This window comes from Corallococcus terminator (genome assembly GCF_003611635.1).
GTDB lineage: Bacteria > Myxococcota > Myxococcia > Myxococcales > Myxococcaceae > Corallococcus > Corallococcus terminator.
The window spans coordinates 1-12541 of the sequence record NZ_RAVZ01000300.1; the positions used below are offsets into that span (position 1 = coordinate 1).

Here is a 12541-nt window from a genome sequence, read left to right on the forward strand (position 1 = left end):
CTCACCGACGACGCCCAGGCCGAAAAGAAGAAGCCGGCCACCAACTCGCTGCGCCGCCCCAAGCGCGACGGCGACGCGACCGCCACCCCGGTCCGCAAGCCCAAGACCCCCGCCGCTCCCGAAGTCGTCGAGGACGCTCCATCCGAAACCCCCGAAGCCGCCGCACCCCAGGGCTTCCTGACGCTCGTCACCGAACCTTCCGCCCGCGTGTCCCTGGGCGGCCGTTCGCTCGGAGAGACGCCCCTCACCAAGGTCGCCCTCCCGGTGGGCAGGCACACCCTGAAACTCATGGATGGCACCGGCCGGCCCCTGAAGCTCCTCGTGGAAATCAAACCCGACGACACCACGTCCGTCCGGGTTCCCCTGGAACTGCTGGCCAATCCCTGACAGGGGCCCCGCGGCTTTCGTCGCGGGCACGCAATCAACCCAGCGGCTCCCGCGTAACCACCGCATCCGCCGGGACGTGCCCTTACGTCCCGCGCCACGCTTGGAGCCGACCATGAGGATCGCCCCTCTTTCCCTGCTCGCCGCCTGCTGCCTCTCCACCGTCGCCTGTACGGCCCACGCCGAGGACGCGAAGGCCCCCTCCAGTGAATCCGCCGGCGAGACGCGCCAGGTGGAGGATTTCCACGGCGTCTCCGTGGGCCACGGCATGCACGCCCAGGTGAAGGTGGGCCCCAAGTCCGTCCGCCTGGAAGGACCCGCCGACTCTCTGTCCCGCGTCCGGCTGGTGGTGGAGGACGGCGTCCTCACCACGCGCATCGACCGCAAGGGCAGTTGGTGGGGCGGCCTCAATGGTCGCGTGCGCCTCATCGTGTCCTCGCCCCGCATCGACCACGTGGAGGCCAGCGGCGGCAGCAACGTGGAGGCCGAAGCCACCGCGTCCGATGAGTTCGAGGCCGAGGCCAGCGGCGGCGCCGAGCTCACCGTGCGCGGCGTGGACGCGAAGCAGGTGGACGCGGAGGCCAGCGGCGGCGCCGAGCTGACGCTCATCGGCCGCGCGGTGAAGGTGGACGCCGAGATCAGCGGGGGCGCCCAGCTCCACGCCCGGCAGCTCCAGGGCGTGAAGGATCTGGACGTGGACGCGAGCGGCGGCGCCGTCGTGGAGGCCGACGCACCCGCCAACGTCTCCGGCGAGGCCTCCGGCGGCAGCGTCATCAGCCTGTCCGCGCGGCCCCAGAACTCCAGGCTCGAGGTCAGCGGCGGCGCGCGCATCGACGCCAGGAACTGAAGCCGCCCCGACGGGCAGGCGACCTGGCAGCGCAAAGGTTACCCGGGCCCCGGGGAGTTCCCGGGGCCCGGACAGGCCCCCCACGAAGCAACGAAGCCGCCGCGCACCGGACCTCCAAGGTCATCCGGGCGACCGCACTCCTTTCACGCGACCCCGACCACACGGGGGTGTTGCCAGGCAGACGCGTGAGCTCCGTGGACCACGCCCGGGTTCACCGAGCGCTTCACAGTCCCCAAGATATCGGGAGTCCGTCCCAATCCCAAACACCCTCCGTGTCTTTCACCGCACCTGGAGGTCCGGCCCCTGCACTCCCTGGATGCTCGCCGTCCCGGACTGTCAGTGGGGGTCCCAGCACCCCCGATGGAACGACCTTCCGGACACATGCAGCAGGTCGGGTCCATCCAGCGGTTTTGGAAAAGTCCGCACGGATGGGACTCCGAGTGGAACGCGGGTCAGCGGGCCGGAGGGAAGCGGTCCGCGTTCTGACGCTCCACCATCCAGCCCGGGTACTCGGGCGGCAGCTTGGAGACGGCGTCCAGCTTCTCCAACTGGGCCGGCGTGAGGCGCAGCTCGGAGGCGGCCAGGTTGTCCTCGAGTTGGGCCTCCGTCTTGGCGCCGAGGATGACGGTGGTGACGTGCGGCTGGTGCAGGAGCCACGCGAGCGCCACGCGGGCCACGGAGGCGTTCTGCTCCTTCGCGATGACGTCCATCACGTCGATGGCGTTGTACGCGCGCTCGCGGTCCACGGGCGGGAAGTCGAAGGCGGCGCGGCGCGAGCCCTCGGGGCCCTGCGAGTCGCGGCGGAACTTGCCGGACAGGAAGCCACCGGCCAGCGGGCTCCACACCATCAGGCCCACGTTCTGGTCCTTGAGCAGCGGCACCACCTCGCGCTCCAGGTCACGGCCGGCGATGGAGTAGTAGGCCTGGAGCGATTCGAAGCGCGCCTGGTTCCGGCTGTCGCTCAGACCCAGCGCCTTCATGAGCTGCCACGCGGCCAGGTTGGAGGCACCCAGGTAGCGCACCTTGCCCTCGCGCACGAGGTCATCCAGCGCGCGCAGCGTCTCATCCAGCGGGGTGGCCACGTCGTAGCCGTGAATCTGGAGCAGGTCGATGTGGTCGGTGCCCAGGCGCTTGAGGCTCGCGTGCACGGAGTCGAGGATGTGGTAGCGCGACAGGCCCACTTCGTTCATGCCCGGGCCCATGCGGCCGCGCACCTTGGTGGCCAGCACCACCTGGGAGCGCTTCGGGGCCAGTGCCTTGCCCAGCAGTTCCTCCGACAGGCCGTTCGAGTACACGTTCGCGGTGTCGAAGAAGTTGATGCCCGCGTCCAGGCAGCGTCCCACCAGCTTGTCGGCCTCCGCCTGGCCCTGCTGCCCGATGGCCTTCCAGAAGCCCTCGCCGCCAAACGTCATGGCGCCAAAACACAGTTCAGAGACAAACAGGCCGGTGCGGCCCAAAGGGCGGTAGTGCATGTGCGAGTCACCTTCGGTGGAATGGGAGGCGGCCCCTCTTAACGCCGGGCGGACGAACCCGCCGCAGGAAGGCACGGGATGACGACCCGTTTCGTCGGCTGGGATTTGACGGACCCGTTCGCCCGGGCGCCCCGCCCCGTGGACGAGGCCGTGCTGGATGCGAAGGGCCACGTGCGCTTCTCCCAGCGCGTCTGGCCCTGTGCGGACGCGCGTCACGGATTGGACCCGGACGCCCTGCGGGAGGCCTTCCCCGTGGAACCCGGGGACGTGGTGGTGGTGGACGGGCCGCAGGCGCTGGCGAATCCCGGCACCCGGGTGCGGGACGCGGAGCGGCGGTTGCGAGCACCGGGAAGGACCCCGGATGTATTGCCCCTGCCCGGTGCGCCCTTCGCGGGCTTCGTGCGCGGAAGCGTGTTGCTGTTCGCCGCGTTGCGGGGTCGGGCCGGAGTCCCCCTGCTGGACCTGGACACGCCGGAGCCTTCACGGGCGCGCCTGTTCGAGGCCTTTCCCGGCGCGACCTGGCGCACGCTGGCTGTGGAGAAGTTGGGGGGAAAAGCCACGCCGGAGGGGCGCGCCCGGCGTCAGGCCCTGCTCGAAGCCGAAGGTCTGAGATTCGTGGACGGAAGGCCCTGCACGCACGACCAGTTGGACGCCACGGTCTGCGCCTGGCTGGGGTGGCTCACACGCACGCGGCCCGGGGACATCACCGCGGTGGGCCTGCCCCTGACGCAGGACCCGGACGGCACGCTGCGCGAAGGGCGCATCCTGGACCTGGGGTAACTCCCCCGGGCATCGCGTCCCAAGGACAAGCGGCTGCGTACCGTCCCGACGCGCCCGGAAGGGGCCTATGACATACAGTGCTCGATCGGGACCGGAGGCGCATGGCTTGCAATCGGTCCTCGCCCTCGTGCCACCCGAAGGAATTCCACATGCCTTGCCTCTGGTGCGATCTCCACTGCTGCGTCATCCCCGGTCATCCCAACGGGGGCCAGGGTCGGAACGCCGAACCCGACGACCTTCCGCCCCTGATGGAAGAGCCTGACGTGAGCATGACGCCCCTCCCCATCTTCGACATCACGGGGCAGAGCCTGCGCCGCGCGCTGGGTCCTCCCCCGACCCTCCCGACCCTCCCGGCGCCAGTGGACCCAAACGCCTACAGCCGGTTCTGGGATCTGCACCTCACGGACAAACAGGGCTGGTACGACTTCGCCCTCAACATCCTTCCGGAGATTCGCTACCAGGAGCGCAAGAACCTGCTCAATCGCTCATGGCTTGCGGGGGATGGCCGCGTCCGCGTGTCCTGGCGCATCGCGCAAGCGTTCCGGGCCTCGCTGCGTGAGCAACAAGCGGCGCTGGGCAGGCTCGTGGACTTCGCCACGGCACGAAGGGTGGAGGTGGCCGCACTCGGTGCTGCCCGGGCCAATCAATTGCTCACCAGTCTGAGGTCCACCCATACGGATGAGATGGCGAGGCTCAAGGGCATCCACCAACAGCCCGAGGTGGCGAAGCAGGTCAACGCGCTCGATACCGTGATGTCGGATCTGATCGGGTTGATGGGGACACATTGGAGGAATCCCAGCCAGAATCTGCCTGGCTTCCAGGGGATCATCCAGCGCCTGAATGCACAGCGATTGGCCCTCCAGGACTTCAAGGACCAGCTCGCCAACCTGGAATCACGGCTCGAAACCTTCGATCCGGACGAAGGCTATTCCCCCAACTCCAGCTACTTCACCACCATCATCTCGATGGACGATCTCGCCCGGCAGATTCCCTCCGGGCTCGGGGAGGTCATGGTGCGCTGGATCGCTGACTGGGGCCACCGGGGAAAACTCCGGGTGAGCTCCCATGGCGACGGCAAAGGCCATCTCCACATGGAGGCCGATGAGGTGTCCGGCGCTCGCGTTGCCGACTGGCTCTACCAGAATGGACTCGAGGAAAACCTCCAGCCCATTGGTCAGCGGCAGGACCGCGCGGGCCTCAAGGCGGAGCACGGGTTGATCACCATCAACTTGTCGATCTGCATGGGCGGACGGGCCTTCAATGAAGAGACACAGACCACCACCCCAGGCCTGCTCCAGCCTCAACAGCGGACCACCGTGCCCGCCCCGGGCTCGGCCCTGGACCTGCTGCTGCGCCGCCTGCGCCACTACCGGGTCCACGGCATCGAGGTGACGGGAAGCAACATGGTCGTGCGCGACGAAGGCGGTCGGCTGGGCGAGGCACTGGGAGATGACTGGTTCCTGCTAGCCCACTCGGAGCGGAAGGTCCGCGCGATCTCCTGAACGACCCGCTCCTCCCGCTTCAGCGTCCGCGCACCGGATCCTCGTGGTGGTCATGCCCCGGTCCGCCGAAGGTGCCCGGCCAGGGTTCCTCCGCGGGCTGGAGCCCGGGGATGGGGAAGCGCCGGAACCGCGCCTGACTGTTGGCGAACGGGGGATCGCAGTCCCCGCACGTCTGCGCCCCATCCATCATCACCACGCTGTCCGGCCCCAGCTCCAGGAACTGCGCGGGCGTCGCCGCGTTGACCATCGGGCACTGGAACACCTCGCTGCCGTCGCGCGCGCTCACCGCGAACATCGTGGGCAGCCCGAACCCATTCATCCCCGTGCCCACCACCACCGTCTCCGGCGGCAGCCCCGTGCGCGTCGCCCAGCTCGCCAGCCGCGTCTCGGGGGCCACCGGCCCCGGCCAACCCTGGAACGTGTACGTCCACGCCGCCTCCAGCCCCGGCAACCCGTACCCCTTCAGCGTCCACTCCTGCGTGCTGTCGTCCTGGGACGCCGCCGGGATGAGGCGCTCGGACGTGGCCACCGCGCGGCCCAGCCCCTTGGGGAACGTCTGCGAACCCACCGCCTGTCCGTCCTGCGTGCGCAAGGCCTGCGTGGAGCGCTCGTTGAGCAGCAGCCCGTTCACGATGGCCAGCTCTCCCGCGCTGAACGCCTCCGTCTTGCGCCAGCGCGGCACCCCGTCCTGGGAGAACGCCATCAACAACGTGGGCGCCCCCGGAAACAGCGGCGCCCCCACGTTCAACGTCTGCCCGAAGGCCAGATACAAATCCCCCGACGCATCCGACGCCACGCCGAACGGGTGCGGGTGGTTGCACTCGGAGAGCAGCGGGTCCTTGATCTCCTGAGCGGACACCATCCCGCCAAAGGCATCCAACACCACGAGGAAGTACTGCCGACACAACGTCTCACGTGTGGTGCCCTCCGGATACGCCTCGAAGAGCGCTGCCAGCCGGTCCGGCTGCATCACCCCCAGCCGCGCCATGAACAGCGTCGTCAGCCCCTTCGCGAAGTCCGGCCGCGCGGTCGCCAGGTCGAACGTCCACCGCGGCGCCCCCGTGGCCCTGTCCAGCAGCGACACCTGCCCGGAGAGCGGCAGGTCCATGCAGAGCAGCCGGTCGTTCCACAACATGCACCGCCGGCCCGCCACGCTCGCCCGCACCGGCACCGGGCCCGCCGCGTCCAGCAGCGCCGGCACGAAGAAGCCCACCAGCGTCACATCCCCGGTGGGCCCCACCAGCAGGTCGTGCAGCGCCTCGCCGTTGGAGGCCGCGTCGTACGTCCAGTCGGGGAACACCGCCGTCGCGGCCGGACGCTCGCACACGGACCCCTTGCACCGGCCCGGTCCCTGGCAGGGGCTCGCCGGCGCGCAGATGAAGTTCTCCGGCGGATCGCGCCGCTGGCACGCCCCGTCCAGGCACACGTCCGCCACGTCACAGCCGCGCTCCGGGCCGCAGAAGGTGCCGTCCGGCGCGTTCGCCAGCGCGCACCCGACCTTCGGATCGCACGTGCCCACCTGGCACTTCCCATCCCCCGGACACGGCGGCGCCGGCACCGCCGTGCAGCCATCCAGCGGGTTGCACACGTCCGTGGTGCACGCGTTGCCGTCGTCGCAGACGCGCTCCGTCCCCTTGCACCGCCCCGCCGTGCAGGTGGCGTCCTGGAGGCACGCGTTGCCCGGATCGCACGCCGTGCCGTCCGGCTCCTCCGCCTCCACGCACGTCTCCGTCACGACATCGAACGTGGCGGTGTGGCAGGCCACCGGCGTGGGACAGGTGGGAATCGCGTTCGCCTGGCCCTGGAGCACCACGCGCACCTCCCCGCCCCCGGGCGCCCGGCCCGTCAGCGTGGCCTCCACCGCGCCCGTCGCCTCCGGCCGGTAGAACAGCTTCACCGGCACCTCCCCCGGCACCATCCGCGTGGGCAGCCCCTGCGCGAAGAAGGGCGGCGCCAGCGCCGTCCACTCCACGTCCAGCGTGGTCCGGCCCGCGTTCACCACCCGGATCTCCACCTCGCGCTGCACCCCGGGGTAGCTGGCCGGGAACGTCACGAGCTCCTGGGAGACCCGCAGGAGGCTCCGGGCGCCGGTGAGCGGGGGTTCGTCCCGGCAGGCCCCCAGAAGGGCCAGGACGGCCGCCAGGGCCCCCAGGAGGCCTGTTGGAGCCCACCTCTCCACCGTCCGCTTGCGCGTCATCGTGCCTCCCTGACTCCGGCCTATACCACCCCTCTCCATCCCCATGTCCGACGGCACCCCACCCCCCAGGGCTTCAGGATCGTCTCCCGGGAAGGCCGGACTTTTTTCAGCCCCAAGCATTTCGAGCCGCTCCAACCCCCTGAAAACACATCCCTGTTGCAGGGTACGGTTCTGGCAAAGGTTCGCCGCATGACCCTGGCCAGCCCCTCCAGCGTTTCTCCCGGAATGCAGGCATTCACGGTGCTTATCGTCCGGGGCGTCCAGTCCACGGTGGACGGACTGGCACCGGAGGTCCGGCGGGCGGTGCTGGCGGAGCTGTTCCGGATGGGCGCCGATGCATGCCGGGAACACTCGGACGGTGCGCCCTGTCTTCCCTACACCCTGCGCCTGGACGTGGCGGACTGCCGGATGCACGTGGAGCTGGACCCCCTGCGCACCCGGCTGTCCCTGACAGGCCTCACCCGGCCCCGGCCGCACTAGAGGACTGAGTGAACGAGCGGTGGACACAGGGGCAGCCAGTGCCCCGACGCGCGGGTTACGAGGAGAGCTGGGAGCTCACCTACCGCGTCGAACAGCTCCGGGAGCTGGTGGGGCAGGAACTGCGCCTGGACCCCGAACTCGGCGACGAGCTGGAGGACACCCTGGCCCGCCTGGTCCAGCGCAACCTGCGCCTGCGCGGCCTGCACCGGATGGTCTCCGCCGAACGCGAGGCCGAGGACCTGGCCATGTTCCGCGCCGCCCTGGAGGACCTGGACCGGCAGCTTCTGCACGACCTGCCCGGCCTGCTGGACCGGCTGCGTGCCACGCTCCTGTAGCGGATGCAGCCTGTAGCGGATGCCCGTCGGGCGTCGGCTCTCCACGCGAAGGCACAGGCACCGTCTTCTTTAACCAGTCTATTTGTAGTGTTGATCAACTGGTGGAAGCAGTAGGCGGCGCGGAGTTGGGGACAAGTCAGCAACCCCATGGATTCATACAGGAATCGGCGATCTGCTACATGTGGGCAAGTTGCCGGTTATCCCCCGGCATCCACAGGCTGGGGATCCGCTGGCCGGTTGTCCACAGCCCGTCCCCCGTCCTCCACAGTTCATCCACAGGGACCTGGGGGGCATGCGGGCCCACCCCAAGTGGGTCTCCACCTGGACGGAACGTCCCCTGGCGCAACAGCCCTGTTATGGTCCCCGGGCGATTTTTCCGTTTCTCTTGATGCGGGCGCGCCGGTCCGGGGCGCTGGAGGATGACCTCATCGATTTCCATCGGGGCGAGCGCATCGGGAAGTACGAGGTGCTCACGCAGTTGACCGTGGGCGGCATGGCGGAGCTGTTCCTGGGCTACACGTCCGGTCCGGGCGGCTTCCGCAAGTACGTGGTCATCAAGCGCATCCTCCCGGACGCGCGGTCGAACGAACAGTTCGTCCGCATGTTCCTGGACGAGGCGCGCATCACCGCGGCCTTCAACCACCCGAACATCGCGCAGGTGTTCGACCTGGGGGAGGAGGACGACGGGCTCTACCTGGCCATGGAGTTCATCGGCGGGCAGAACCTCAACCAGGTGACGAGCGCGTGCCTGAGGAAGCGCCAGCCGGTGCCGCTGGGCTTCACGCTGTCGGTGGCGCGCGACGTGTGCCTGGCGCTGCACTACGCGCACGTCTTCACGTCGCCCGGCGGCCAGCCCAGCCCCGTCATCCACCGCGACGTGGCGCAGAAGAACATCATGGTGACGTACGACGGCACCGTGAAGCTGCTCGACTTCGGCATCGCCAAGGCGAAGAACAGCCTGGAGCGCACCCACGTGGGCACGGTGAAGGGCACCACCGGCTACATGTCCCCGGAGCAGGTGCGCGGCGATCCGCTGGATGGCCGGAGCGACCTGTTCTCCGTGGGCGTGGTGCTGCACGAGCTCATCACCGGCGAGCGGCTGTTCGCCGGGAAGACCGAACGCGATGAGATGGTGAAGATCCTCGAGGATCCCATCCCGTGGCCGTCCGTGCTGCTGCCGCACATCTCCGAGGACATCTCCCGCGTGGTGATGCGCGCCCTGGAGCGCAACGTGGACCGCCGGTACGCGTCCGGCCGGGACATGGCGCGCGCCATCGAGAAGGCGGCGGGCACGAAGCTGATGGACGCCGAACAGCGCGCGGCCCTGATGAAGAGCCTCTTCTCCGAACGCATGGCCGCCACGCGCTCGCTGCTGGAGAGCGCGGACGTGACGACGAGCAGCCAGGTGATGGCGTCGGCGAAGCGCGCGCTGCAGAAGGACGACGGCCCCTACCTGCCGGAGCGCAAGGCGGACGCCCTGAGCGTCGTGGAGGCGCGCAAGAAGGCGGAGGTCGCCCGGATGCGGGCGGACGAGGCCTCCAGCGCCGACACCGCACCTCCGGTGAAGCGCTCCAAGCTGGGTGCCGTGTGGGCCGTGGGGATGCTGGCGGTGTTGATGGGCGGGGCCTATGGGGCCTTCCGGCTCACGAAGCTGCTGGAGCAGGAGGAGCAGGAGCCCCCCACGCCCGTCGACAATGGCCCCATGGTGGCCATCCCCATCCCGCCGCCGAGGCCCGCCACGCCGGATGCGGGGGTGACGGTGGTGGTGGACGACAGGGACAAGGTCCGGGACCGGGATGAACCCCGTGGTGGCCGGGGCAAGCGCGGCCGGGGCGAGGTGACGCTCTTCCTGGACGAGCCCGCGCAGGTGTTCCTCAACAACAAGTCCCTGGGAAGCACGCCGCTGGTGAAGCGCGCGTTTCCGGTGGGGCAGACCGATTTGATACTGGTGGGCGAGGACAAGAAGCGCCGCGTGCTCTCCGTGCCGGTGGAGGCGGGCAAGCCGGTGCGCCTCAACCTCAAGTTGAAGGAGCTGCCTGGCCGCTGAAGCGCCGCTCCCCTGCCCCGCTGTCTTGCGTCGCGACGTGGACGGAGGGGCATGGGAATGAGCGGCATGGGCGGAAGGGGTCCGCTATCCTCCGCCCTCATGGCGTTCTCCCTTGGCTTCCTGATGGACCCGCTCGAGAGCGTGCGGGTGGACCACGACACGACGTTCTCGCTGATGCTGGAGGCCCAGCGGCGCGGGCACGACGTCTACTACTTCGAACAGGGGTGGCTGCGCTTCAACGGCCGCTGCGCGGAGGCGCGCATGCGCCGGGTGAAGGTGCGGCGCGAGCCCGGCCGGCACTTCGACGTGCTGAGCGAGGAGGTGCTGCCCCTGTCGAGGCTGGACGTGCTCTTCCTGCGCAAGGATCCGCCGGTGGACGCGAACTATCTGCACGCGACCCAGTTGGTGGAGCTGTGTCCGGAGCGCTCGCCGGTGTTCATCAACAACCCGTCGGGCATCCGCGACGCGAACGAGAAGCTCTTCACGCTGAACTTCCCGGACCTGATGCCGGAGACGCGCGTGACGAGCGAGCTGTCGGTGGTGATGGACTTCGCGGCCCGGAACGAGAAGGGCACCATCCTCAAGCCCATCGACGGTTTCGGCGGCAAGGGCATCCTGTTCCTGGCGCCCGGGGACCGCAACGCGCGCTCGATGGTGGAGCTGCTGACGCAGGGCGGGAAGGAGCCCATCCTCGCGCAGGCCTACGTGCCGGAGAGCCGCCTGGGCGACAAGCGCATCATCCTGGTGGACGGCGATCCGGTGGGCGCGGTGCTGCGAGTGCCGTCGGACGCGGACCACCGGGGCAACATGGCCGCGGGCGGTACGCCAGCGAAGGCGGAGATCACCGCGCGCGACCTGCACATCTGCAAGCGCCTCAAGCCCGCACTCCAGGAGAAGGGACTCATCCTGGTGGGCATCGACGTGCTGGGCGACTACCTCACGGAGGTGAACGTCACCAGCCCCACGGGGCTCGTGGAAGCGAGCCACCTGGACCACGTCTCCTGCGAGGCGCGCGTGCTGGACGTGGCCGAGCGGATGCACGGCGCGCGCTGACGTGACGGTGCCCGACCCACGGGACGACGAGACGCTGGACTCCATTGGCACCGCGGACGTGCGGGTGTTCCAGCGTCGGACGGGCTACCGCTTCACGGTGGACGCGGTGCTGCTGGCGCACTTCGCGGCCACGGAGGGGCGGGAGCTGTCCGGGCCGGTGCTGGAACTGGGCGCGGGCAGTGGCGTGGTGTCGCTGCTGCTGGTGAAGCAGTTCGGCGCCGAGGGCCCGGTGGACGCGCTGGAGTTGCAGCCCGGGGTGCACGCGCGGTTGACGCGCGCGGTGGCGCTCAACGGGTGTGAAGGGCGGGTGCGGCCGGTGCTCGGGGACCTGCGCCAGGCGCGCACGCTGCTGGCCTCCGGAGGCTACGGGCAGGTGGTGTCGAATCCCCCGTTTCGCAAGGCCCAGGCGGGGGTGGTGAGCCCGGACGAGGAGCGGGCCATGTCCAAGTCGGAGGTGGCGTGTGATGCCGAAGCGGTGGTCGCCGCGGCGAGGCATGCGCTGCGTCCGGGCGGGGGCGTGAGCCTGGTGTATCCGGCGGCGCGGCTCGCGGAGGTGCTGGGGTTGCTGACCGGGGCGAGGCTGTTTCCCCAGGTGCTGCGGATGGTGCATGCGCGGGTGGATGCCCCGGCGACGCGCTTCCTGGTGCAGGCCCTGCGGGACCAGGACCGGGGCCTGTCGGTGCGGCCGCCGTTGATCGTCCACGGGGAGGGGCCCGGGGGCTACGGCGCGGAGGTGGCGGCGCTGATGGACGTGCCGCTGGCGGAGCGGGCCGGGGGTTGAGTGCCTGCCCGTGGAGCCACGGGCCCTGCGGGCGTCCGGGCCGGAAGGGCGGAGGCATCACAACGTAAGGGGCACTTCACCCACCGGACGCGTGCGTCCCGGACGAGGAGAGCACCCATGAACGTGACGATGCTGAATGAACAACCGTCGCTGTTGAAGTCGGCCGCGCTGCTGCCTCCGCGTCTGTCATTGGGCGCGACGATGATCCAGCACGGCCTGGCGAAGCTGAAGAAGGAGGGCTCCGAACAGCACGCGGGCATGTTCGAGCAGCTCGGGTTCAAGCCGGGCCGTCCGTGGGTGCTGGCCACCGGCATCACGGAGCTGGTGGCGGGGGTGAGCTCCATCCTGGGCATCGCGACGCGGTTCACGGCGCTGTCGGTCATCGTGACGCAGGCGGTGGCCATCGCGAAGGTGCACGGCAAGAACGGCTTCGACATCACCAAGGGCGGGTACGAGTTCAACGTGGCGCTCATCGCGATCGCCCTGGGGACGTTGATGCGCGGGCCGGGGCGGCTGTCGCTGCACAGTGCGCTGGAGCAGCGGGTGAAGCGCAAGGAACTGAGGCACTTCCGCCTGCTGCCGCGCCAGCGCCGGAGGTCGGTGCTGCTCGACGCGCTGGGGTAGGCCCTGTCCGGCGACGGACGGGGGTGGGCGCTGGAGGGA

12 protein-coding genes are annotated in these 12541 nt (G+C 69.8%); 10 read left to right on the forward strand and 2 right to left on the reverse strand.

Annotation, left to right across the window (positions count from 1 at the left end; genetic code table 11):
- Together D7V88_RS31945 and D7V88_RS31950 are read left to right on the forward strand one after the other, a co-directional pair.
- The coding region (locus tag D7V88_RS31945; RefSeq protein WP_120544403.1) for a PEGA domain-containing protein at window positions 1–387 on the forward strand (387 nt) is incomplete at its 5' end.
- A 112-nt stretch (window positions 388–499) separates the two neighbouring features.
- Complete coding sequence (locus D7V88_RS31950; RefSeq protein WP_120544404.1) at window positions 500–1231, forward strand: head GIN domain-containing protein; 732 nt, start codon at window positions 500–502, stop codon at window positions 1229–1231.
- A gap of 452 nt (window positions 1232–1683) precedes the next feature.
- Here D7V88_RS31950 and D7V88_RS31955 read toward each other — a convergent pair whose 3' ends face one another.
- The gene (locus D7V88_RS31955; protein WP_120544405.1) at window positions 1684–2703 is read right to left on the reverse strand and encodes an aldo/keto reductase; all 1020 of its coding nucleotides are present in this window, start codon (window positions 2701–2703) and stop codon (window positions 1684–1686) included.
- A 78-nt stretch (window positions 2704–2781) separates the two neighbouring features.
- Between D7V88_RS31955 and D7V88_RS31960 the strand changes: the two genes are divergently transcribed.
- Together D7V88_RS31960 and D7V88_RS31965 are read left to right on the forward strand one after the other, a co-directional pair.
- Window positions 2782–3483: a DUF429 domain-containing protein gene (locus tag D7V88_RS31960; protein WP_120544406.1), complete on the forward strand. Its 702-nt coding sequence runs from the start codon at window positions 2782–2784 to the stop codon at window positions 3481–3483.
- Between the two features lie 269 nt (window positions 3484–3752).
- Window positions 3753–4985, forward strand: coding sequence for a hypothetical protein (locus D7V88_RS31965; protein ID WP_147448943.1), 1233 nt, complete (start codon window positions 3753–3755; stop codon window positions 4983–4985).
- A gap of 19 nt (window positions 4986–5004) precedes the next feature.
- Here D7V88_RS31965 and D7V88_RS31970 read toward each other — a convergent pair whose 3' ends face one another.
- Complete coding sequence (locus tag D7V88_RS31970) at window positions 5005–7182, reverse strand: tenascin-X (protein ID WP_120544408.1); 2178 nt, start codon at window positions 7180–7182, stop codon at window positions 5005–5007.
- A gap of 189 nt (window positions 7183–7371) precedes the next feature.
- On the opposite strand from D7V88_RS31970, the gene D7V88_RS31975 reads away from it, so the two are divergent.
- The 6 genes from D7V88_RS31975 (at window position 7372) to D7V88_RS32000 (ending at window position 12502) form a co-directional block, all read left to right on the forward strand.
- A complete protein-coding gene (locus tag D7V88_RS31975; protein ID WP_120544413.1) occupies window positions 7372–7662 on the forward strand; it encodes a hypothetical protein in 291 nt (96 codons plus the stop codon).
- A gap of 8 nt (window positions 7663–7670) precedes the next feature.
- The gene (locus D7V88_RS31980) at window positions 7671–7997 is read left to right on the forward strand and encodes a hypothetical protein (RefSeq protein WP_244238506.1); all 327 of its coding nucleotides are present in this window, start codon (window positions 7671–7673) and stop codon (window positions 7995–7997) included.
- 388 nt (window positions 7998–8385) lie between these two features.
- Window positions 8386–10044, forward strand: a complete 1659-nt coding sequence (locus tag D7V88_RS31985; protein ID WP_120544410.1) for a serine/threonine-protein kinase — start codon at window positions 8386–8388, stop codon at window positions 10042–10044.
- Window positions 10045–10143: 99 nt separating this feature from the next.
- Window positions 10144–11097, forward strand: coding sequence for a glutathione synthase (gene gshB / locus D7V88_RS31990; RefSeq protein WP_208726600.1), 954 nt, complete (start codon window positions 10144–10146; stop codon window positions 11095–11097).
- A gap of 1 nt (window position 11098) precedes the next feature.
- Window positions 11099–11878, forward strand: coding sequence for a tRNA1(Val) (adenine(37)-N6)-methyltransferase (locus D7V88_RS31995; RefSeq protein ID WP_120544411.1), 780 nt, complete (start codon window positions 11099–11101; stop codon window positions 11876–11878).
- A gap of 117 nt (window positions 11879–11995) precedes the next feature.
- Complete coding sequence (locus D7V88_RS32000) at window positions 11996–12502, forward strand: DoxX family protein (RefSeq protein WP_120544412.1); 507 nt, start codon at window positions 11996–11998, stop codon at window positions 12500–12502.
- Window positions 12503–12541: the final 39 nt, after the last annotated feature.